General features: G+C 52.7%; 20 protein-coding genes, 1 tRNA gene and 1 pseudogene. 9 read left to right on the forward strand and 13 right to left on the reverse strand.

Annotated features, from left to right (window positions below; translation table 11 throughout):
- Positions 1 to 213: 213 nt before the first annotated feature.
- The gene (mug, locus tag WFK85_RS12735; protein WP_166993428.1) at positions 214 to 720 is read right to left on the reverse strand and encodes a G/U mismatch-specific DNA glycosylase; all 507 of its coding nucleotides are present in this window, start codon (positions 718 to 720) and stop codon (positions 214 to 216) included.
- 126 nt (positions 721 to 846) lie between these two features.
- On the opposite strand from mug, the gene WFK85_RS12740 reads away from it, so the two are divergent.
- Positions 847 to 922, forward strand: a tRNA-Ile gene (locus tag WFK85_RS12740).
- Between the two features lie 61 nt (positions 923 to 983).
- Here WFK85_RS12740 and WFK85_RS12745 read toward each other — a convergent pair.
- The 7 genes and pseudogenes from WFK85_RS12745 to WFK85_RS12775 form a co-directional block, all read right to left on the reverse strand.
- Positions 984 to 1,306, reverse strand: a pseudogene (locus WFK85_RS12745) (DUF1889 family protein).
- A gap of 262 nt (positions 1,307 to 1,568) precedes the next feature.
- On the reverse strand, positions 1,569 to 2,378 hold the full coding sequence (locus WFK85_RS12750) for a CatB-related O-acetyltransferase (protein ID WP_336707697.1): 810 nt from the start codon (positions 2,376 to 2,378) through the stop codon (positions 1,569 to 1,571).
- 154 nt (positions 2,379 to 2,532) lie between these two features.
- Positions 2,533 to 4,224, reverse strand: coding sequence for a methyl-accepting chemotaxis protein (locus tag WFK85_RS12755; protein ID WP_166993422.1), 1,692 nt, complete (start codon positions 4,222 to 4,224; stop codon positions 2,533 to 2,535).
- A 296-nt stretch (positions 4,225 to 4,520) separates the two neighbouring features.
- Positions 4,521 to 4,970, reverse strand: coding sequence for a hypothetical protein (locus WFK85_RS12760; RefSeq protein ID WP_034809738.1), 450 nt, complete (start codon positions 4,968 to 4,970; stop codon positions 4,521 to 4,523).
- 416 nt (positions 4,971 to 5,386) lie between these two features.
- Positions 5,387 to 6,817, reverse strand: coding sequence for a 6-phospho-beta-glucosidase (locus tag WFK85_RS12765; protein WP_166993420.1), 1,431 nt, complete (start codon positions 6,815 to 6,817; stop codon positions 5,387 to 5,389).
- 10 nt (positions 6,818 to 6,827) lie between these two features.
- Entirely contained in the window at positions 6,828 to 7,721 is an 894-nt protein-coding gene (bglK, locus tag WFK85_RS12770) for a beta-glucoside kinase BglK (protein ID WP_336707695.1), read from the reverse strand.
- 356 nt (positions 7,722 to 8,077) lie between these two features.
- Positions 8,078 to 8,785, reverse strand: coding sequence for a GntR family transcriptional regulator (locus tag WFK85_RS12775; RefSeq protein ID WP_008460014.1), 708 nt, complete (start codon positions 8,783 to 8,785; stop codon positions 8,078 to 8,080).
- 195 nt (positions 8,786 to 8,980) lie between these two features.
- On the opposite strand from WFK85_RS12775, the gene WFK85_RS12780 reads away from it, so the two are divergent.
- From WFK85_RS12780 to WFK85_RS12790, 3 genes are all read left to right on the forward strand, one after another.
- Entirely contained in the window at positions 8,981 to 9,295 is a 315-nt protein-coding gene (locus WFK85_RS12780) for a PTS sugar transporter subunit IIB (protein ID WP_166877064.1), read from the forward strand.
- 132 nt (positions 9,296 to 9,427) lie between these two features.
- Complete coding sequence (locus WFK85_RS12785) at positions 9,428 to 10,750, forward strand: PTS sugar transporter subunit IIC (protein ID WP_008460011.1); 1,323 nt, start codon at positions 9,428 to 9,430, stop codon at positions 10,748 to 10,750.
- A gap of 89 nt (positions 10,751 to 10,839) precedes the next feature.
- A complete protein-coding gene (locus WFK85_RS12790; RefSeq protein WP_336707690.1) occupies positions 10,840 to 12,513 on the forward strand; it encodes a carbohydrate porin in 1,674 nt (557 codons plus the stop codon).
- Positions 12,514 to 12,570: 57 nt separating this feature from the next.
- Here the strand turns inward: WFK85_RS12790 and WFK85_RS12795 are convergent, their stop codons facing one another.
- Positions 12,571 to 13,155 (reverse strand): histidine phosphatase family protein, encoded by a 585-nt coding sequence (locus tag WFK85_RS12795; protein ID WP_336707689.1) that lies wholly within the window; start codon positions 13,153 to 13,155, stop codon positions 12,571 to 12,573.
- A gap of 221 nt (positions 13,156 to 13,376) precedes the next feature.
- Between WFK85_RS12795 and WFK85_RS12800 the strand changes: the two genes are divergently transcribed.
- The 5 genes from WFK85_RS12800 to WFK85_RS12820 all read left to right on the forward strand — a co-directional run bounded on the left by WFK85_RS12800 (position 13,377) and on the right by WFK85_RS12820 (position 17,058).
- A complete protein-coding gene (locus tag WFK85_RS12800; protein WP_166877660.1) occupies positions 13,377 to 14,471 on the forward strand; it encodes an adenosylhomocysteinase in 1,095 nt (364 codons plus the stop codon).
- Positions 14,472 to 14,594: 123 nt separating this feature from the next.
- Positions 14,595 to 15,185 (forward strand): cytochrome b, encoded by a 591-nt coding sequence (locus WFK85_RS12805; protein ID WP_336707687.1) that lies wholly within the window; start codon positions 14,595 to 14,597, stop codon positions 15,183 to 15,185.
- 100 nt (positions 15,186 to 15,285) lie between these two features.
- On the forward strand, positions 15,286 to 15,738 hold the full coding sequence (locus WFK85_RS12810) for a tetratricopeptide repeat protein (protein WP_442892249.1): 453 nt from the start codon (positions 15,286 to 15,288) through the stop codon (positions 15,736 to 15,738).
- The gene (locus WFK85_RS12815; protein WP_336707685.1) at positions 15,716 to 16,264 is read left to right on the forward strand and encodes an RNA polymerase sigma factor; all 549 of its coding nucleotides are present in this window, start codon (positions 15,716 to 15,718) and stop codon (positions 16,262 to 16,264) included. The genes WFK85_RS12810 and WFK85_RS12815 overlap by 23 nt, the downstream gene beginning before the upstream one ends.
- Positions 16,261 to 17,058, forward strand: a complete 798-nt coding sequence (locus WFK85_RS12820) for an anti-sigma factor family protein (protein WP_336707683.1) — start codon at positions 16,261 to 16,263, stop codon at positions 17,056 to 17,058. Before WFK85_RS12815 ends, WFK85_RS12820 begins: the two co-directional genes overlap by 4 nt.
- Positions 17,059 to 17,070: 12 nt before the next feature.
- On the opposite strand, the gene uxuR is transcribed toward WFK85_RS12820, so the two are convergent.
- The 4 genes from uxuR to WFK85_RS12840 form a co-directional block, all read right to left on the reverse strand.
- The gene (gene uxuR / locus WFK85_RS12825; RefSeq protein ID WP_166993406.1) at positions 17,071 to 17,853 is read right to left on the reverse strand and encodes a Uxu operon transcriptional regulator; all 783 of its coding nucleotides are present in this window, start codon (positions 17,851 to 17,853) and stop codon (positions 17,071 to 17,073) included.
- 74 nt (positions 17,854 to 17,927) lie between these two features.
- A complete protein-coding gene (gene uxuA / locus WFK85_RS12830; protein WP_336707681.1) occupies positions 17,928 to 19,112 on the reverse strand; it encodes a mannonate dehydratase in 1,185 nt (394 codons plus the stop codon).
- 257 nt (positions 19,113 to 19,369) lie between these two features.
- Positions 19,370 to 19,582: a transcription antiterminator/RNA stability regulator CspE gene (cspE, locus tag WFK85_RS12835; RefSeq protein ID WP_008459989.1), complete on the reverse strand. Its 213-nt coding sequence runs from the start codon at positions 19,580 to 19,582 to the stop codon at positions 19,370 to 19,372.
- 362 nt (positions 19,583 to 19,944) lie between these two features.
- The gene (locus tag WFK85_RS12840; protein ID WP_336707680.1) at positions 19,945 to 20,976 is read right to left on the reverse strand and encodes an NADP-dependent oxidoreductase; all 1,032 of its coding nucleotides are present in this window, start codon (positions 20,974 to 20,976) and stop codon (positions 19,945 to 19,947) included.
- Positions 20,977 to 21,003 lie beyond the last annotated feature (27 nt).

A 21,003-nucleotide genomic window follows, 5' to 3' on the forward strand; every position in this document is an offset into this window, starting at 1 on the left:
TCCCGCCAGGGAGCTTTTTTTTGCCTTGAATTTGCGGTTTCTCCCGCCTCCCGCAGGCACCTCTTTTTCACTTATCTCTCCATACACAGCTTTTAATTCCCCCTTTTCCCTCAGGGAAATTATTTTCATTCCCTCTCACCCTCCTGGAGCCTCTTTTCATTCCCCTCTCACTCTGGGAGAGGGCCGGGGTGAGGGAAAACGGCAACACCTTACCTACCGCCCGCGCGCCGTCAGCGACTCATTCAGCTCTCTATAGGCCTCCACCAGCTTATCCACCGTGATGCGGCTCAAGCCACTCGGATTAGGCAAAATCCACACCTCGGTATCACCAAGGGTTATCTCCTGTCTGCCCCATTTCGCGCCACGCTGCCTGAACGCCTGCTCAAAGGCCTGCTTGCCCAGAATCGCCAGCGCTCCCGGCTGGTACTCCTGCATCTTTGTAATCAGCTCTCGCCCGCCAGCACGCAGCTCCTGCAGTGCCACTTCGTTTGCCTGCACGGTTGGCCGCTCCACCAGTTTCGTCACGCCGCAGCCGTAGGAAAGCAACAGCTGCGCCTCCTCAGGCTTGAGCTGGCGGTCCGTAAAACCCGCAAGATGAAGCACTTTCCAGAAGCGATTGGCAGGATGAGCAAAAGGCAGCCCGAGATGAGCGGATGATTTTCCCGGATTAATGCCGCAAAACACGACCCGAAGGTCAGGCTGAAGGATATCGCTAACCATTGCATTTCTCATCTGAAGGAATCGAGCGGGAAGTATAAGGGATTGATTAGCCATTGTTTATAAAATCAGCACATGTAATTTAAGCGCTGGATTGCCATCGATAGTTACATTATAATTCAGCGCCACGGCCCCTTAGCTCAGTGGTTAGAGCAGGCGACTCATAATCGCTTGGTCGCTGGTTCAAGTCCAGCAGGGGCCACCAGACAAAAAAGGCTGACGAGAAATCGTCAGCCTTTTTGCTGTGCGGGTCATGGGGATTTCGTTTACACCAGTGCCCGAAGCTCTTCCTTCATGTAGGCAGAAAAGTATTCAGGGTTTTTAATCACGAGGCGGTTACCGGACTCAACCTTGTGCGCCCAACCGGCGACTTTTTTCGTGAAGTCGGTGTTCCATCCCTCCTGGGCACCTCGGGCCGTGATGTCTTCAGCGCTAATCGGAACGCCCAGTTGTTTGAGATATCTCAACATTCCCTTCGCGGTGCTCTCATCCATAGGGTGCGGCACGGAGGCCGAGGTGTTCATACCACCAATGAAGTCTAACGCTTTATCAATCGCTGTTGGCATAATTTAGCCTTAAAATTAACCACTTAATCAATAAGACTGTGACAAGCGAGATCAAATGTACCATTAATCAAACTTCATTTTTTCAGGGTCAGTCACGTTTATGACCAGTACAAAGGGTTCTTTCCTTCCCGCCAGCCCTATTTCCGTTGTTTTATCACTCAAAGCCGGCATGGTGAAGAACATGCCAGCCTGTAATATCGAGCGGGAAAGGCAATGATTGATAAACGTTCCCAGAGGATCGCAGAAACGAAAAATAAAGCCTCACGACAATGAGCAGTCGCAAAATTAAAGCGTCTTAAAGTCTTTAGAAAGATCGAATTTCTTATACTCTTTCACCTTCAATCTTCCACTGGCAATCCCATCACTAATCTCTTTAATAAAATAATCGATATCGTCACATTTATTATTATCAGGAAGTTCCGGGTAGTTATATTCCCACCATTTCAAATGTAATAACTCATTAATTACATCAGCATTAAAACGGTATTTAATTACCCTGGCTGGCACACCTGCAACAACGGCATAAGGAGGCACATCCTTTGTCACCACAGCGTTTGCAGCAATAACTGCGCCATCACCGATGGTAATTCCCCCTTTTAAAACCACATCATTGCCGATCCAGACATCGTTGCCTATTACAGGATTTTTTTGCGTCGTATCAAACGGTTTTAATACCCACTGCCGATTAAATTCAGTCCTGGCATATTTATCAAATCCCCCGTTGTAGGTCAGCATATGTGTGGTAAATCTGTCCATAGGATGATTGCCACCCATCACCTTCACATTCCCGGCAATACTGCAGAATCTGCCGATGACAGTATTGCCTGAAAAATGGCAACTTGGAAATGAAAACGCGCCCACGCTGGAAAAATTACGTATCGGCATGGTGGAATACTCTTCGGCGATAACATTATCATCAATTTTTATTTTATCGCCTTTGACGAAACGCAATAAACTTCTCTCTTTATAAACCTTCCTGCCTTTGTGACCTAAAAATATCTTATTATCCGCACAGTACTCATAATGTCTTTTTGTCCATCTAAAGGTATAACCATTATTATTTTCTTCAGTAAACTTAAATAATTCGCTTTTCATATTCTCAACATTTATAAGATTGGCACTATGTTAAAAATAAAGATATCCCACCCACCTGTTTTTATCAACTTTGCAGAACGAGGTGAATTTAACCTAAAAACAGTAAGGCCCGAGTAAACCCGGGCCTTAGTTTTAAAACAGCTTACGGCAGATTTTAGAACTGCTCCCAGTTATCTAAACGGCCACCGTTCGCGGCAAGCTGTGGCCTGCGAGTGGTAGAAGCCGGTGCGGGTTTATCCTGGCGGGCGTTAGCTGCGGCAATGACCTGCCCGGTATTGAAGATACTCATCAGCTGCACCAACCGAGTAGCCTGATCGCTGAGGCTCTCAGCGGCGCTGGCAGACTCCTCCACCAGCGCAGCGTTCTGCTGCGTAACCTGATCCAGTTGAGTGATCGCCACGTTGATCTGCGCAATCCCCTGCCCCTGCTCTTCCGTCGTCACGCCAATTTCAGAAATAAGCCCGGCCACGCGGTGGGACTGTTGCACCAGGTCATCGATCGTCGTTCCCGCCGAACTCACCATATCCGATCCTTTTGTTACCGTACGCATGCTGTCCTCAATCAGGGCTTTGATCTCACTGGCCGCCGAAGCAGAACGCTGCGCCAGCGAGCGAACTTCCCCGGCAACTACTGCAAAACCGCGCCCGGACTCCCCTGCACGAGCGGCTTCCACGGCAGCATTCAGCGCCAGAATGTTCGTCTGGAATGCGATGCCGTCAATAACGCTAATAATGTCGCCAATTTTCTGTGAGCTTTCGCTAATTTCACGCATCGTCAGCACCAGATTATTAACGGCATTCCCGCTTTGCGTGGCCGTTTCGCTGGCAGAGTTGGCCAGACGAGTCGCAGTGCGCACCGTCTCGGCATTCTGCTGAATAGTCTGGCTCATTTGTTCCATCGAAGCGGCCGTTTCCTGCAGGCTGGCCGCTTGCTCTTCGGTGCGTTGGCTGAGATCGGTGCTGCCAGCAGCAATCTCGCTGGCACCCACGGAGATAGAATGGCTGCTGTCTCGCACTTCACGCACAACCCCGAGCAGACGGCTACGCATCTCATCCATAGCCGCGAGCAGACTTCTGGTGTCCCCTTGCTTCAGTTCAACGGCGGTATTGAGCTGACCCTCAGAAACTTGTTTGGCCACGGAGACGGCATAAACGGGCTCGCCGCCAAGCTGACCTTTCACCGCTCGCCCGATGCTCCAGGCAATCAAAGAGCCAATCACGGCACTGATAATCGTAATAATCAACAACAAGTTACCGGCAAAATGAGCTTCCTCCACATAACCACGGGCCATGCCCACCGTGCTACCGGAATGATCGCTAATCATCTCGCTGAGCGCATCGAGTACTCTGGCCTGGGGGCCAACCACTTCGCTGATGACTAACGCGCGGGCGGCATCATACTGCCCCGCCGCGCTGACGCTCATCACCTTGCGAAGCGCCTGGGAATATGCCGGGCGAACATTGTTCAGGTTGTCGAACAGCTCGCGAGAATGCTTAAGCCTCAGCGCCTTATCCAGCTGTTTCAAGAGGACGTTGTTGTCTGCGATACGCTTTTCGAGTACCTGGTTGGTTTTTGTAATGTAGTCCCGACTCTCAGCTTCGGTATGCGGCAGCGTGGTGAACAACGCCATATCACGAATATCGTGGGCATTGTCCGTAATATTATCCTTAATCTTTACGATCAGCAGCAAATTCACAAGGCGGACATTGGCGGCATAATTAAGGTTATTTCCAACAGAAACCAACTGCATTCTGGCAAATAATGCGACAAAGAATCCAATAGCGATGACCAGCGCAAAGCCAGCCCCCAGCATAGTACTAAGGCGCATATTCTTCAGTTTGTTCATAAATCCCTCTGAGCTTTAATGGTTATATCGCAGGCAATAAGAGGAGGTAATTGGTAGAAATCACATCAACGGTTGCGACGGTGTTTTTTTAATTATCGATTTTTTATCGGCAGCCTGAGAGACTTCTTTAGCCATTATTTATAATGATCTGGCCACATAAAATAATGACAAAGAGATGACAAGTAATGAACGAATTAATGTTCTAAACAGAATTAAAACTACTATTTTTAGGAGTGGCAGCCCCGTTCCATTGTGTGGTTAACGGGACTGAAATTAGCGCTTTATCTGTGCAGGATTTATTTATCTGCGATGAAGCGATCGTCGTCTCCCACCGGGATATAAACGCGCACCCACTCCTTCCCATCAACGATATCCCAGCTGTGCCCTTCGCCGGCGGTATCTGCTGCAAGCAGTACTGTACCTGGCTCGATGATGAACGTAGAGCCGTCGCTAACCTTAAACTTCAGCTTGCCTTTCAGGGTAACCACATACTGCTTTTTCGGTGCCGGATGCACCCCTTTCTGCCACTCTTCAAAGGTATTACTGAAATAGAGATTTTCAGAAGAAAGTTTCGCCAGAGAGGGAATTGAACCTTTTACAAACGCAGAGTGATTATCAGCCGTGTTAATCAATTTTATCGCTGGAATACGGTGTTCGCTGGCATCTGTCTTTGTGGCTTCGGCATGTCCAAGCATTGAAACAAGCAAACCTGTGGTGGCCAACATAAGCCGTGTTATTTTTTTCATGATCGTGTCCAGAGTTAATTTCAGCCAGCAGTTTTTCGGTGAATAAAGCACCGTAACAAAAAACAAAATTCAAGGTTAGTACACCAGAGGTGGTCAATTTCGTCAATATCATGCACGACAAGTTTATTTAGTTAATAAATTAAATATATATAAAGAAAATGTGGAGTGAAAAAACATCCAGACGGGTATTTCAATACAGGCTAACTTTGATTGTCATTAAACGGTAAAAGAATATTTTAGAACAAAATAAACTAAATACAGAAGGTGATAGCCATAATTTAACTTAACGCTTTATTCTAAAAATCCAGGAATAGCGTCAGCCTGGTGGCCGAGTGAATTCAGTTCAGGGGTTGAACACATGCAAATAAAAACGCTGGTGTTGAAACCAGCGTTCAGTCAGTCAGCCACAGGCGTTATCAGAGCTTTTCGCCGTTGCTCTCAATCACATCTTTGTACCACTGGAAGGATTTCTTACGGCTGCGGCTCAGGCTGCCGTGGCCTTCGTTGTCTTTATCGACGTAGATAAAGCCGTAGCGTTTTTTCATTTCGCCCGTCCCGGCGGAGACCAGGTCGATACAGCCCCACGGGGTGTAGCCCATCAGGTCCACGCCGTCTTCCACTACCGCTTTTTTCATTTCTGCGACGTGCGCCGAAAGATAATCGATGCGGTACTGGTCGTCCACGAAGCCGTCGGCCTGCGCCACGTCAATCGCCCCGAAGCCGTTTTCCACAATAAACAGCGGCAGCTGATAGTGATCCCAGAACCAGTTCAGAGAATAACGCAGGCCCACCGGGTCAATCTGCCAGCCCCAGTCGGATTTTTGCACGTACGGGTTAGACACGAGGCTTTTTGATTCGTCGTAGTCAAACTGCGGGTTGTCGGCGCTGGCTTTGGTGGCAAACGACATGTAGTAGCTGAAGCCAATGTAATCGACGCAGCCTTCGGCCAGCGCCGCAAGATCTTCGTCGGTAATATCCAGCTCAAAACCACGGCGCTCGAAGTAGTTCAGCAGGTGCTGCGGGTACTTACCGCGCACGTGGACGTCGGTGAACCAGTAGCGGCGGTGCATCGCATTCATCGCCATCATCATATCGCCTGGCGCACAGGTCAGCGGGTAAATTGGGCACATGGCAATCATGCAGCCAACCTGCAGCGCAGGGTTGATTTCACGGGCTGCACGCACCGCCAGAGCGCTGGCAACCAGCTCATAGTGAGACGCCTGGTACATCACCGGCTCGCGATCTTCACCCGGCTGATACTTCAGGCCCGAGTTGGTGAACGGCGCGAAGTCTTCGTGGTAGTTGGCCTGGTTGTTGATCTCGTTGAAGGTCATCCAGTACTTCACTTTGTGCTGATAGCGAGTGAAGACCACTTTCGAGAAGCGCAGGAAGAAATCAATCAGCTTACGGTTACGCCAGCCGCCGTATTCGGTGACCAGATGATAAGGCATTTCGAAGTGCGACAGCGTAATCACCGGCTCAATGCCGTGCTTCAGGCATTCGTCAAACAGGTCGTCATAGAACTGCAGGCCGGCTTCGTTCGGCTCCAGCTCGTCGCCCAGCGGGAAAATACGCGTCCAGGCAATAGAGGTACGGAAGCATTTGAAGCCCATCTCGGCAAACAGCTGGATGTCTTCTTTGTAGCGGTGGTAGAAGTCGATCGCTTCATGGTTAGGGTAGTTTTTTCCCTGCAGCACGCCATCGGTAATTTCACGCGGGACGCCGTGGGCACCGGCCGTCATCACATCCGCAACGCTAACGCCTTTGCCGCCCGCTTTCCAGCCACCTTCCAGCTGGTGCGCCGCAACCGCGCCGCCCCACAGAAAACCTTCTTTGAATCCAGACATATTCTCTCCCTTAATTAGAGATCGCATGCTGCGACCGATAGTGCTGATTAAAATGGTAGACCGCGCCAATGAGTCCGGCATCGTTGCCGTGACTGACGGTGTCGATATAGTCGTCGAGGGTGAACCAGGCCAGATGTTCGCGCAGCAGCGCAAGGAAGCCTGGGCGTTCCACAATGCCGCCGCCGAGCAGGATTTTTTCCGGGTCGAACAGATTGACGAGGTTATAAAGGCCGGTGCCGAGATCGTTGAAGAACGCGTTCACCATACGCTGGCACGCCACGTCGCCGGCATCAAAGCGGTCGAAAATCTCTTCCCCGCTGACGGCCTCAAGCGGCTTGCCGACATACTCCGCGTAGTCTTTGCGCAGGGTTCTCAGGGTGCAGGTATCGTTCATGGTGTAGCGGCGAACATCGCGTGGGCCAGGGCGTTCGGTCAGCATGTAACCGAATTCTCCCGCCCGGAAGCGCGCGCCGTGTACCAGTTGGTTATTGCAGAAAATCGCCCCGCCGATACCGGTGCCGATGGTCAGTACGAGGAAGTTGCTCATCCCCGCCGCTTTCCCCTGCCAGCGTTCGGCCAGCAGGACGCAGTTGGCGTCATTTTCGATGGCAACAGGCAGCTGCGTGCTTTCTTCCAGCCATTCTTTGATGGCAAAGTTGTCGAAGCGGCGGATGGCCCCGCCCATTTCAATAAAGCCAGTGTGCGGATTGACATAGCCAGGGGCGCTGATCGCCACGCCTTCACAGCCGGGATGCTCGGCAATCCACGCTAAAATGGCCTGTAAAATTTGCTCGCCATCGCTGTCGTCGATCGTCTCTTTGCCTTTTGCCAGTATCTCGCCCTGCGAGTTGACGATCCCCATTTTTAAAGCCGTACCACCGATATCAAATGCGGCGATATTCATACGCTAATTCCTCCTGCATATTTCCGGCTCATCGTTTATTTCCACTGAAACGAGGAAACTATTTCGCACCGGTCATATTCATGCCTGGTAAAAGGAATACAAAAATTGACGAGTTCAATTTTTAATTATCAGTTCTGAAAACGAAGAAAATCTTAATCAATGGGAGGCGCATCAGGCAATAGAAGGGGGATAACACATTGAACAACTTTTGAACCTGTCAAAAGATATGATATACAGTGAGTTACCGCTGATATTCATCTTTCAGAATCGACAGGTTCATTTTCATGAACATTATTGAACCTCTTTTTAAAGCAGAACTGTGACCGACGTGGCGAATACAAGGTCAGCCACAGCGGCTAGCCCGCCTTACGAGGCAAAAAATACTTCACCTGGAACTCGAACACGTTGGTGTAGAGGATCGAGTAATCAATCGGGCTGTGGCTGGCGTCAACGGACTGGGTTTCCATGCGGATAATCGGGTCGCGGGTACTGATGTGCAGCATTTTGGCAATCTCGGTTGACGGCAGAATGGGCTGAAACGCCTCGTAGCAGCCGTGAATTTTGACGCCGCATTCATCTTCGATGTAGGAAAATTTCGAACGCTTCATGTGGTTGACCGTCAGGTCGGGGAAGCGGTTCACCGACAGCCAGGTCTCTTCCAGCTGCATCGGCACGTTGTCGATGTGGCGCAGTCGTTTGGCGTAATAGACCGGTTCGCCGATGGCCAGCTGCAGGCGGCTGGCAATCTCTTCCGATGCCTGCTGCAGCTCAAATCTCAGCACCTGGCTGGACGGTTTTTTCCCTTCACTTCGGGCAATCTCGGTGAAGCTGTCCAGATGCGTAACCGAAGCCTGAAAATGTTTATTTCGCACATAGGTGCCGGAGCCGTGCCTACGCTCAATCAACGCCTCATCTTCCAGTACTTTCAATGCTTTACGCAAGGTATTACGTGACACATTGTAGAACTCAGCCAGCTCTTTCTCCGAAGGGAGGATGTCGCCGATATGATAAGTTGGGCTGCTGATCCTGTTTTTTAGTAAGTTAACAACATCTTTGTATACCACTTTTGAACCTCCTGAACTTATTTAAAAACAGTCAATTACCGTTCGAGTCATAATAAAAGCGCAACACAGGTCCATTTTCACTTTGCTTTCTGCACCACTCGGGCATGACTAACTGTGATCGAAATGGCAGATGAACGCATTGATATTCATTAAGTTAGCCGCTGGTTGATTATCTACGAAGCGTTAAGGGGAAAAATGAAGAATATATTATTGGTTTGTGCGGCCGGGATGTCTACCAGCATGCTGGTGAAAAGAATGCAGGATCACGCCAGCGCGGGAAATATTTCGGTCAATATTAATGCACTGGCGATTGCCGAGGCGAAAGAAAGAATTAAAAGAAATGAAGCAGATGTTGTTCTGCTGGGACCTCAGGTTCGCTTCCAAAAAAGTGAAATAGAAGAAATCGCCCAGGGGAAAATTCCGGTAGCGGTAATCGACATGAAGTATTACGGGCAAATGGATGGCAAATCAGTTCTTGATTCCGCACTGAATTTACTCGGTGAACGCTAAGCTTTCCAGCCAAAATAACAACCCAATGGGTAATTGATTAGGTTTATCGTTACGCGACCTGCTATTAAGCAGAGGCTTCACCAATAAACTTATATCATCAGTCAATATCTCTCTAATGATAAAGGGCGCATCATGAGTATTATGAATGCCTTTGAGCGCGGTATGGAAAAGCTCCTTGTTCCTATTGCGATTAAATTAAACTCTCAGATACACGTCTCGGCCATCCGCGATGCATTTATTTTGTCGTTCCCCATCGTTATGGCCAGCTCGCTGATCGTGCTGATTAACTTTGCCATCCTTTCACCGGATGGTTTTATTGCTTCACTGCTGCATCTCGGCGTGTTATTCCCTAACTTAGCCGAAGCTCAAAACATATTCTCCCCGGTGATGAATGGGTCGGTGAATATCATGTCGATCATGATTGCCTTCCTGGTCGCACGTAATATCGCTATCAGCTATCAGCAGGACGACTTGCTGTGCGGCCTGACCGCTATCGGCGCGTTCTTCGTGGTCTATACCCCTTATCAAATGATGGGCGGGCAGTCGTATCTGACCACGCAATATCTGGGGCCGCAGGGGCTTTTTGTGGCGGTGATTGTCGCGCTGATTACCGGGGAAATCTTCTGCCGCCTGGCGCGTAACCCGAAGATCACCATCACCATGCCAGACGCCGTACCGCCGGCGGTTGCACGCTCATTTAAAGTTTTAATTCCTATCTTCTTCGTGATGATCTTCTTCTCGGTGCTGAACTACTGCCTGACGAAAATCTCCCCGAATGGCCTGAACGAACTGATTTATACCCTGATTCAGGCCCCGCTGAAAAACATGGGCACCAATATCGTCGCGGTGCTGGTGCTTGGCGTGGTCACCAACTTCCTGTGGGTGCTGGGCATTCACGGGCCGAACACCACGGCGGCGATTCGCGAGACTATTTTCTCCGAAGCTAACCTCGAAAACCTCTCTTTTGCCGCATCCAACGGCACTACGTGGGGGGCGCCATACCCTATCACCTGGGGGAGCATCAACGACGCCTTCGCCAACTACGGTGGATCGGGAATGACGCTCGGCCTGCTGCTGGCTATTTTTATTGCCTCCCGCCGTGCCGACTACCGCGATCTGGCGAAAATGGCCTTCGTGCCGGGCCTGTTTAACATCAACGAACCGGTGATTTTCGGCCTGCCCATCGTGCTGAACCCGATCCTGATCATTCCGTTTATCATGGTGCCGTTCGTCAACTCTTTGGTGGGCTACACCTTCGTCACTCTGGAGATTATTCCACCAATTGCCTATGCCGTACCGTGGACAACGCCGGGGCCGCTCATCGCCTTCTTCGGCACCGGGGGGAACTGGATGGCATTGATTGTCGGGCTGCTATGCCTGGCCATCTCCACGCTAATTTATTTACCGTTCGTTATGGCCGCCAATAAGGTAAATGCAGCACAGGCGGCGCAGTAATAAATAAACCGATGATAGCAATTTAATTTTCACCCGCCTCCGGTTATTAAAACTGGAGGCAAATAATAATTATACTTCTGGGACATTCTATGAATTCAAATTTATTGAAGGTTAGCTTATTGTCTTCATCCATCCTTCTGGCGTTATCCTCAACCCACGTAATGGCAGCAAAATTAACGGTAGAGCAGCGTCTGGAATTACTTGAAAGACAATTATCAGAAAACAAATCAGAATTAAATAAAACGCAGAAAGAATTGGCCATATATAAAGATAAGGTCGCCCAACTGCAGCCAGCCGGTAACAACGTGCAGTCTGGCCCGGCCCCGGTCAATCAGACGGTTTATTCTCCGGTAGCCGACAACATCGAGAATGAAAATAATCATCTCGATACTAAGCCGGCACCAACGCCGGTGAAAGGCACGCAAAAAGTGGCCGTGGTCAATAACGAAGGTGGCAAAACTACCGTAGAAAACGTTACCCTGAAAGACATCAGTAAATACATTAAAGATGATATTGGCTTTAGCTACGAAGGTTATTTCCGTTCCGGCTGGGCAGCGGCCAATCGCGGGTCGGCTCAAACCTACGCCGCCGGGTCGCTGGGTCGTTTCGGCAATGAAATGAGCGGCTGGTTCGACTTAACGCTGAACCAGCGCGTCTACAACCAGGACGGCAAAACCGCCAACGCCATCGTGACCTACGACGGTAACGTCGGGGAGCAGTATAACGACGCCTGGTTTGGCGACAACAACGGCAACGAAAACATCATGCAGTTCAGCGATATTTTCCTGACCACCAGAGGCTTCCTGCCGTTTGCGCCGGAAGCAGACTTCTGGGTCGGGAAGCACAAGCTGCCTGAGTACGAAATCCAGATGCTCGACTGGAAATCCTTAACCACCCAGGTGGCGGCGGCCGTCGGGATCCAAAACTGGAACCTGGGCGTCGGCCAACTTGACGCCTCCCTCAGCCGCAACGACGTCGACGTTTATTCCCGCGACTTCAGCCACACCACGCAGATGAACACCAACTCGGTTGACCTGCGCTACCGCAACATTCCGCTGTGGGAAAAAGGTTCGCTCTCGCTGATGGGCAAATACGCCTTTGCCAATAAAACTGACGACCAGAAGGACAACGAAAATAACGGCTCCTTCTTTAAACTGAAGGATACCTGGATGGCGACGGCCATTGTGCGCCAGGATCTGCCGCGCGACACCTTCAACGAGTTTACCCTGCAGGTGGCCAATAACTCTTATGCCAGCAGCTTCGCGAACTTCTCGGGAGCCAGCAACTCCATGGCACCGGGCCGATATTACTACGGCGACCAGACGGACGGCGTGGCCTGGCGTCTGATTTCGCAGGGGGAAATGTACCTCGAGGACAGGATCATCATGGCTAACGCGCTGGTTTACTCCCAGGGTAGCGATGTTTATAGCTATGAGAGCGGCGCCCACAGCGACTTCAGCAGCATTCGGGCCGTGATTCGCCCGGCGTGGATTTGGGATACCTGGAACCAGACCGGCCTGGAGCTGAGCTGGTTTACCCAGAAAAACAAAACCGAACAGGGCGTAAATCTGAAAGAGTCGGGTTACAAAACCACGCTCTATCACGCTCTGAAGGTTGGCCCAAGCCTGCTCGGCTCGCGTCCTGAAATTCGTTTCTACGGCACATACCTGAATATTCTGGACAACGAGCTGTCAAACTTCCGCTTTAACGAAAACAGCAAGAACGAGTTTATGGCTGGCGTTCAGGCTGAAGTGTGGTGGTAATCCTCTTTGGCTAAGTGCATAAAAAAACCCGTCTTCCAGACGGGTTTTTCTTTTCTGTCAGCTCGCGCCCGCGCAGCTGTCCGGCACGTTATTCAGCCCTTCAGCCCCGTGGGTGAAAGATTTAAATCGCTTTTGATCGTCCAGTTTGATGATGTACAGCGAATCAAAATCGCTGCCCGGCCATTTTGGCACCACGGTTGGGTCGCCGCCAGTTGCCTTCACCAGCTTTTGCGCCGCGATCACCAGGTTTTTGTGCTCCCACGAGACAAAAGTCAGGCGGCCGCTGCTCTGAGTTTTCAGTAAATCATCCGCCAGCTCATCCGTCTGCTCCGCGTGGTAGTGCAGGTCGATGGCCTGAGAAAGGCGGATCGCGGTCGGCGTGATGGTGGTTAACGGGCGCAGAGAGCTGCCGGTTTTGTTCTCTTTCGGCGCGGCGGCGTAGATGGCATCCGGTTTGCCGTACTGGCTCAGCAGAACCGACGGCAATTGCAGCGCGCGATTCAGCCCTTTGCAGGTGAGCTGCCCGCTATTGTTAGCCGGTTTCTCACCGTGCCGCAGGAACACTATCGTGCTGTCGGCCTTCGCTATCATCGGGGTCAAGAAGGCACTGCTTAACAACACAACAAGCGCTTTTTTGATCATGTTTTTCTCGTTTTTATCAGGGGATGAAGCTTTTACTATAGAGAAGAAATCGAGGGAAAAAACAAAACATTGGTAAGCAGAAGTCACGCCTGCCGCGCCGGCTTCGGTGATTAACAATCGGCCATCGTTTTGCTATTCTGATTCCCGTTAACGTGATGATATATTCTATAAAAACCAGTAAAAACAATTAATAAGGAAAAAACGTGAGCACCCAGAGCGAGATGTTTAACAAAGAGATTGCGTGGTCTACCCGCCACATGGTTCGCACCCTCAAACAGGTTCAGGCGCTGCCCGACTTAAGCCACGTTCGCATCGCCTGCAATATGCATCTCGACCTGAAAATGATCCCGCTGGTTGAAGGCCTGCTGAAGAAAAATGCCAAAGTCTTCCTCACCACCTGCAACCCAACCACCGTGCAGGATGACGTTGTCGCTTACCTGGTCGCCGCCGGGGCGGAAGCCAGCGCATGGCGCAATATGAACGACGCCGACTGGCGCGACTCGTGGGAAAAAGCCATCGCCTGGCGCCCAACGCATCTGTGCGAAATGGGCGCGGACATCACCACGCTGCTGCATCAGCGTGGCGAGTTTGGCGACGTGGTTGCCTGCCTGGAAGCAACCGGCTCCGGGGTCAACCGCCTCGCGGATCTCCGCCCTGGCTACCCGATCTTTAACTGGGACGATCTGCCGGTAAAAGAAGGCCTGCATAACCGCCACATGGTTGGCCTCACCGCCTGGCAAACCTTCTTCCAGACGACGCACCTTACCTTGCATGAAAAGAAAGTACTGGTCATTGGCTATGGCCTGGTCGGCCAGGGCGTTGCCGCCGCCGCCAAAGCCTACGGTGGCCAGGTGATGGTTGCCGAGTTAGATCCGGCCCGCCGCCTGCAGGCCGCCTATGACGGCTGGCACGTGGTTGATATTCATGACGTGATTGCCACCACTGACGTTGTCGCCACCGCCACCGGGGCGAAAAAAGTCGTCAGCGCAGCGGTACTGGATAAAGCCAAAGACGGCGTGTTTGTGCTGAACGTGGGCCACGTTGCGGAAGAGATCGACTGCGGCTACCTGCAGCAATATCCGACCGAAGAAGTGATGCCGTTTATCAACGCGTACCAGCTTAACGGCAAAACGCTTTACCTGATGGCGAACGGCTCAATGCTGAACCTGACCGCCGGCTTCGGCGACAGCCTGAACGCCTTCGACGTGACGCTGGCCGTGATGGCAAGCGGCATCAAACACATCGTGACCGACGGCCAGCACGCTGAAAAAGCGGTTTATTTACTGCCGCAGTCCGTGTGGGAAAAAGCCCTTTAAGCTGCCCTCCAGCCCCGATCAAGTCAGGCCTCTGCGGAGTGCCTGACTTTTTTTTCGTTTTCGCCGAATAATTTCCCCACCCCGATTGTTTACTCCTTACAAGAACCTGAGGAAGAGACAATCATGAGTTACCTGCCCCCCGAAGCTACGCCGCCTCACAAGCGCTACGACGCCTTTAGCATGGCCCTCCACTGGCTAACCGCCTTCTGCGTGATATTTCTGTTTGCCAGCGCGCACATCTGGGAAGTCCTTGAACGCGGCACTCCGCTTCGCAAAGGCCTGCAATCGCTACACATTTCGTTCGGCATTTTGCTTGGGGCGGTGATGGTCGTCCGACTAATCTGGCGCATCAGCGCCGCTTTTTCGCCGTCGCGAAAGCTGGAAAAAGTGCCGATGCCGGGCGCATTCCGCCTTGCCGCCCATGCCACGCACGGCGTGCTTTACATCCTGTTGCTGACTCAGGTCACGCTTGGCTTCCTGTTCCGCTGGGCGCAGGGCGAACCCTTCTGGTTCTTCAACCTGTTTGAAGTTCCGGACGTGTTTAACATCGATCCAACGCTGCGCCATACCCTGGCGATGCTGCACAACAATGTGGCCTGGGCGCTGATCCTGCTGGCGGGGGCGCATGCCGCCGCCGCCCTGATCCACCACTATGTTCTGCGTGACGGCACGCTGCGCCGCATGCTCCCCGCCTGCAAAGGCCACTCTCGTTAACCTACAGGACGACACCATGAACATGCCTTCAACTCGTAAACTGCTGCCTTTGCTGTGCCTCGTGACCAGCGGACTTTTCTACTCCGCCACCGCCAGCGCCATGGGCGACGATGATGCCAAAACGCCGGACTGCCCGAAAGGCCAGGTGTACGACAGCAAAACCAAAACCTGTACCGTGGAAAAGAGCAGCATGTTAAGCGACAGCGACAAGACGCAATATGCTTACCATCTGGCAAAATCATGCCGGTATCAGGAGGCGTTAAACCTGCTGGATACCCTGCAGCAGCCCAACACGCGTGAAGCCTGGAACTACCGGGGCTACGCCACAAGAAAACTGGGGCGCACCGACGAAGGAATCGGCTATTATCAGCGCTCCATCGCCCTGGATCCGCACTATGCCAAAGTGCGCGAATATCTTGGCGAAGCGTGGATGATTAAGGGCCGCCCTGACCTGGCGAAAGCCCAGTTAGCGACCATTAAAACGCTCTGCGGAACCGGCTGCGAGGAGTATCGCGATTTAAAAGCCGCCATTGACGGGCACCCAGAGTCCTAAGGCTGAGGGCATAAAAATCACCGTCAACGAAGTTCGTTTACAGCTGGCCCAGCACCTTGCTCGCCTCTGGCGTTACGGCATGGTGCTGTCCCGCAATCGTGATGTGGCTGAAGATTTGGTTCAGTCCACCTGCGTGCGCGCTTTAGAGCGCTGCAGTCAGTTTCAGTCCGGGACGCGGATAGACCGCTGGCTGTTTGCGATTTTGTACTCTATCTGGATCAACGAAATTCGCGCCCTGCGCGTTCGCCAGGGCCAGGGCTTTGTCGACATCGACGAACTGAGCCAGCTGGCAGACAGCGAAAATACCGAAGACAAGCACCAGTATCACGCGCTGCTGCAGCAGGTTAGCGAGCTGCCTGAAGCCCAGCGCAATACCGTGTTTTTAGTGTATGTCGAGGGCTTTACCTATCAGGAAGCAGCCGACACGCTGGCCATTCCCATTGGCACCGTGATGAGCCGCCTGGCCGCCGCGCGTCTGACGCTGGCCAGGCACCTGATGCCGACGATGAAGAAGGAGCTCCAATGACGCGTCAATCCTTCTCCGCTCCGTGGAGCGATGAGGCTATCGTGGCCTGGCTGGACGGCGAAATGCGCGAGGATGAACGCCACGTCTTTGAGCAGCAGTTGAATAACGACGCCGATCTGGCCGCGCGCGTTGAGCCGCTCATGCAAAGCCATCTGCCGCTGGAACAGGCTTTTGCCCCACTTTTGGAAGAAGCGCCAGTCGATAGAATGCAGGCCAAACTCAACGTGCTGCTGCATCAGCCGATGAACATGAAGCCGCAAACACAAGGCGTTAGCCGCCGCAGCCTGATCGCCGCCGCCCTCAGCTTCCTCGCCGTCGGCGTGCTGGCCGGGCGCTTTATTCGCCCCGGCGAGCAAAAACTTAGCGGCGAGCCAGAAATTCGCGACCTGATTGCGCAGTACATGTCGCTTTACAGCGCCGAAACGCTGGCGGACATCAACGTCACGCCTCAGGCGCTGCAAAACGGCCTGAACCGTATGCAGCAGGATATCGGCCTCAGGCTGCAGCAAGGTGAAGTTGAGCTGCCGGAAGCCGAGCTAAAAAGCGTGAGGATGCTGCGCTACGACAGCATCTCCATCGCGCAGATGGCCTACCTGCACGCCAGCTACGGGCCGATGGCGCTGTGTATTTCCCGCAGCAAGGCAGCCGACAGCCCTACGCTGAAGCACGAAGTCCGCCGCGGCCTTAACCTGGTCTGGTGGCGCAGTAAGGGGTATGAATATGTGCTGATAGGCCGCAACCCGCAGCAGGATTTACAGCAAAGCGGCGAGCTGCTGCAGCGGCAGTTCGTGTGAAATAAGCCCGGGTTAACGCCCAGGCTCGTTCAGCGGCCAGGACTCGAACAAATATCCGTCGAAGTTAATATCATCGACGTCGGACAGTTCCAGCAGCCGGTTTTTGACGTTTTCCAGGTGCTGCCACATCGCGTGTTTGGCCGCTTTGGCGTCTTTCTTGATCAGCGCCGCAAGAATTTGTTTATGGTCGGCGAGCCACTCTTGCCGATAGTGGTTGTTTTCCAGATGGCTGTGCAGCTGGATCCACATCGGGTTGTTTTCACGCCACTGCCAGGATTGTTTAAACAATTCCACCAGCATGCTGTTGTGGGTGGCCTCGGCCACGGCAAGATGGAACTGCCTGTCGCCGCTTTCGTTATCCCCGGCAGCCAGTTCCTGCTCTTCTACCTGCAAGGCCTGACGCATTTTGAGAATATCTTCCCGTGTGGCCTGCTGGGCGGCAAACTCCGCGATATTGCTTTCCAGCAGCTGGCGCGCCTGCAATAGCTCAAACGGCCCGGCATCGTTGCACTGGCTCGTGCTAACGGGAGGGTTAACAAGTTTATCCGGCATGGCAACCACAAAAATACCCGCCCCACGGCGGACTTCCACCAGCCCTTCAATCTCCAGCATGATCAGCGCTTCACGCACCACGGTCCGGCTCACCGACAGCAGCGCCGCGATTTCACGCTCGGGCGGAAGACGATCCCCCAGGGCATATTGCTGCCGCGCAATCATGTCGCGCAGCATCACACCCACTTCCTGATAAGGCCGCTGCGGCTGCGCGGCAGGTTTGTCCTGGATTTGCGGTTTCATCTTTACTCACGGCAGGTAGGGAATGAGCCGGACTATAGCATAACTGGTTGACCCATTCCCTGGCCCAGTGAGGGCTATTTACCAAAGAACGCGCGCTGGATAGCCATCTCAACGCCACGCACTTCGGCCAACCCTTTCAGGCGGCCAATCGCCGAATAGCCTGGATTCACCTTTTTATTCAGGTCATCCAGCATTTGATGGCCGTGATCCGGGCGCATCGGAATCAGTTCACTTTGCCCTGCTTCTTTCCGGCGCTGCTCCTCTTCCACAATGGCTTTCACCACTTCATACATATCCACGTCACCATAAAGGTGTGCGGCCTCGTGGAAGGTTTTAGGGTTTTCTTCCCGCAGCGTTGAGCGCAGGTGCGTGAAGTAGATACGAGGCCCAAAGCGTTTAATCATGCCGACCAGGTCGTTATCGGCCCGCACGCCGTAAGAGCCGGTACACATCGTGAAGCCATTCGCCGGACTGTTCACCGCCTCCACCATCCACTGCATATCCTCCACAGTTGAAACAATGCGCGGCAGGCCAAGGATGGGACGCGGAGGATCGTCCGGGTGAACCGCCATTTTGATGCCAACCTGCTCCGCAACCGGGATAATTGCCTCAAGGAAGTAGGCAAAGTTTTCGCGAAGTTTCGCTTTATCGATATCCTGGTAGGTGTCCAGTTGGGCGCGGAACTGGTCGAGCGTGTAGCCTTCTTCTGCGCCAGGAAGGCCAGCGATGATGTTGCGAGTCAGCCGCGCTTTTTCATCCTCGCGCATTTCCGCGAAGCGTCGGTTTGCCTGTTCGATTTCTTCCGCGCTGTAGTCAGCTTCAGCCCCTTTGCGCTTCAGAATATGCAGCTCAAACGCGGCGAATTCGATTTGGTCAAAGCGCAGCGCTTTGGAACCGTCCGGCAGCGGGTATTCGAGATCGGTGCGCGTCCAGTCCAGCACCGGCATGAAGTTGTAGCACACGGTGTAGATGCCGCATTCCGCCAGGTTACGCAGACTTTGGCAGTAATTGTCGATCCACAAATCGTACTGCCCGCGATGGGTTTTGATCTCTTCGTGGATAGGCACGCTTTCCACCACCGACCAGACCAGCCCGGCGGCCTCCACCACGGCTTTGCGTTTCAGTATCTCTTCGACCGGCCACACTTCACCGTTCGGAATATGGTGCAGCGCGGTGACGATCCCTGTCGCCCCCGCCTGCCGGGCGTCGGCCAGACTAACCGGATCGTTTGGACCATACCAGCGCCAGGTTTGCTTCATAATATCCACCCCACAACTCAAATTGGTTGACCAGTAAACACTGATGATTAAGCACCTCTTTAGGTGCGTGATATAGCGTCTAAGTTCGGCCAATTCGGCAAGCGTGTCAATCATGAAGGGATAATTGGTTAACCAAAATCACAATTTAACACACAACATTAGGCAGGAGAGAGCAAAAGATATCAGACATCTACAAACTGCGGGCACAAAAAAACCCGCCGTAGCGGGTTTCTTCACTTCTGAAACGTCAGGCTGGATTACAGCGCAACAACGTTAGCAGCAGCTGGGCCTTTAGCGCCGTTCTCGATAGAGAACTCAACTTTCTGGCCTTCGTCGAGGGTTTTGAAGCTGTCGCTCTGGATTGCAGAGAAGTGTACGAATACATCTTTGCTGCCATCGGTAGGAGAGATGAAGCCGAAACCTTTCTCAGCGTTGAACCATTTTACTAAACCAGTCATTTTGTTAGACATAGATATTACCTTTTCAGTTTCTTGAGCCACTAAACGCGGCGAACATGGTCTGTTCAGCAGAGTTGGACTTATTCGGGCACTTAGGAGGAGACTCGAGAAGAAGGGATATCTAAGATAGCGCTTGAACTGAGGACTGCTTTACTAAAACTGCTTTCATAAGGTCTGTGTTCCAAACCGGGTGCTAATCTCTCACGTCCGCCGCCATTTAGCAAGTACAGCAGGGAAATAAAAAAAATTCTCATTTAAGGGAGCGTGGCTTCCCCACACCCTAACCCTCTCCCACGGGGGAGAGGGAATTCATACAAAAAACGTTTGATCCCCCTCTCTCCCTTCCAGGGAGAGAGCCGGGGTGAGGGTCAATCTTATTCCGCCACCTTCACAATCAGCTTGCCGAAGTTCTTCCCGGCCAGCAGCCCCTGGAACGCCTCCACGGTGTTTTCCAGCCCGTCCACGATATCCTCGCGGAACTCAATCTCTCCGGCGGCGATCCACTCGCTCATCTGCTTGTAGAATTCCGGGTAACGATGGCCGTAATCCTGGCTGATGATAAACCCTTCCACGCGCATACGTTTTTTCAGGATAGTAGCCATTAGCTCCGGCAGACGATCGTGCTCAAAGGCGCTGTTGTTGCCGTTGTACTGGCTGATCATGCCACAAACCGGGATACGCGCTTTGGTATTCAGCAGCGGGAAGACGGCGTCAAACACCGCCCCGCCGACGTTTTCAAAGTAGACGTCGATGCCGTTCGGGCAGGCTTTGGCGAGCTGTTCAGCGAAATCACTGGCACGATGATCGAGGCACTCATCAAACTTCAGCGTGTCCTTCACATAGCGGCACTTATCTTCCCCGCCGGCAATGCCGATAACTCTCGCCCCGCGAAGGCGAGCCGTTTGCCCTACAACCGAACCCACCGCGCCGCTGGCTGCCGCAACCACCACGGTTTCACCCGGCTGCGGGTTACCGATGTCCGTCAGCCCCATATAGCCGGTAAAGCCCGGCATGCCAAGCAGTCCCAGCGCCCAGGAAGGATGAGACATGTTTTTCTCCAGCTTCTGCAGGCCTTCCCCGTTGGAAAGTGAATAATCCTGCCAGCCAGAGTCGGCCAGAACAAGGTCGCCCGGCTGGTAATCAGGATGCCGAGAGCTTTCCACGCGGCTGACGGTTCCCCCCACAATAACTTCACCGATGGCAATCGGCGCCGAGTAGGATTTGGCGTCGCTCATGCGCCCGCGCATATACGGGTCGAGGGAGAGGAAAAGCGTGCGTAGCAGCACTTCACCTTTTCCCGGCGTCGGAACAGCCACTTCTTCCAGATGGATATCTTCGCGGGTCGGCATCCCCTGCGGGCGCTTCGCCAGCACAAAGCGACGGTTTTTCTCTGCGGTCTGAGCCATGAGTTACTCCTTTTATTATCAAGAGTG

Source organism: Cedecea sp. VD22, from assembly GCF_037150195.1.
GTDB lineage: Bacteria > Pseudomonadota > Gammaproteobacteria > Enterobacterales > Enterobacteriaceae > Cedecea.

Bases quoted from the DNA above. Each gene is read 5' to 3' on its own strand.
- WFK85_RS12800 (WP_166877660.1), top strand. From the start codon at position 13,377: ATGTTTAACAAAGAGATTGCGTGGTCTACCCGCCACATGGTTCGCACC.
- WFK85_RS12760 (WP_034809738.1), bottom strand. From the start codon at position 4,970: ATGAAAAAAATAACACGGCTTATGTTGGCCACCACAGGTTTGCTTGTT.
- WFK85_RS12785 (WP_008460011.1), top strand. From the start codon at position 9,428: ATGAGTATTATGAATGCCTTTGAGCGCGGTATGGAAAAGCTCCTTGTT.
- WFK85_RS12780 (WP_166877064.1), top strand. From the start codon at position 8,981: ATGAAGAATATATTATTGGTTTGTGCGGCCGGGATGTCTACCAGCATG.
- WFK85_RS12750 (WP_336707697.1), bottom strand. From the start codon at position 2,378: ATGAAAAGCGAATTATTTAAGTTTACTGAAGAAAATAATAATGGTTAT.
- mug (WP_166993428.1), bottom strand. From the start codon at position 720: ATGGTTAGCGATATCCTTCAGCCTGACCTTCGGGTCGTGTTTTGCGGC.
- WFK85_RS12840 (WP_336707680.1), bottom strand. From the start codon at position 20,976: ATGGCTCAGACCGCAGAGAAAAACCGTCGCTTTGTGCTGGCGAAGCGC.
- WFK85_RS12755 (WP_166993422.1), bottom strand. From the start codon at position 4,224: ATGAACAAACTGAAGAATATGCGCCTTAGTACTATGCTGGGGGCTGGC.
- bglK (WP_336707695.1), bottom strand. From the start codon at position 7,721: ATGAATATCGCCGCATTTGATATCGGTGGTACGGCTTTAAAAATGGGG.
- cspE (WP_008459989.1), bottom strand. From the start codon at position 19,582: ATGTCTAACAAAATGACTGGTTTAGTAAAATGGTTCAACGCTGAGAAA.
- WFK85_RS12810 (WP_442892249.1), top strand. From the start codon at position 15,286: ATGGGCGACGATGATGCCAAAACGCCGGACTGCCCGAAAGGCCAGGTG.
- uxuR (WP_166993406.1), bottom strand. From the start codon at position 17,853: ATGAAACCGCAAATCCAGGACAAACCTGCCGCGCAGCCGCAGCGGCCT.
- WFK85_RS12805 (WP_336707687.1), top strand. From the start codon at position 14,595: ATGAGTTACCTGCCCCCCGAAGCTACGCCGCCTCACAAGCGCTACGAC.
- WFK85_RS12790 (WP_336707690.1), top strand. From the start codon at position 10,840: ATGAATTCAAATTTATTGAAGGTTAGCTTATTGTCTTCATCCATCCTT.
- WFK85_RS12795 (WP_336707689.1), bottom strand. From the start codon at position 13,155: ATGATCAAAAAAGCGCTTGTTGTGTTGTTAAGCAGTGCCTTCTTGACC.
- WFK85_RS12765 (WP_166993420.1), bottom strand. From the start codon at position 6,817: ATGTCTGGATTCAAAGAAGGTTTTCTGTGGGGCGGCGCGGTTGCGGCG.
- WFK85_RS12820 (WP_336707683.1), top strand. From the start codon at position 16,261: ATGACGCGTCAATCCTTCTCCGCTCCGTGGAGCGATGAGGCTATCGTG.
- uxuA (WP_336707681.1), bottom strand. From the start codon at position 19,112: ATGAAGCAAACCTGGCGCTGGTATGGTCCAAACGATCCGGTTAGTCTG.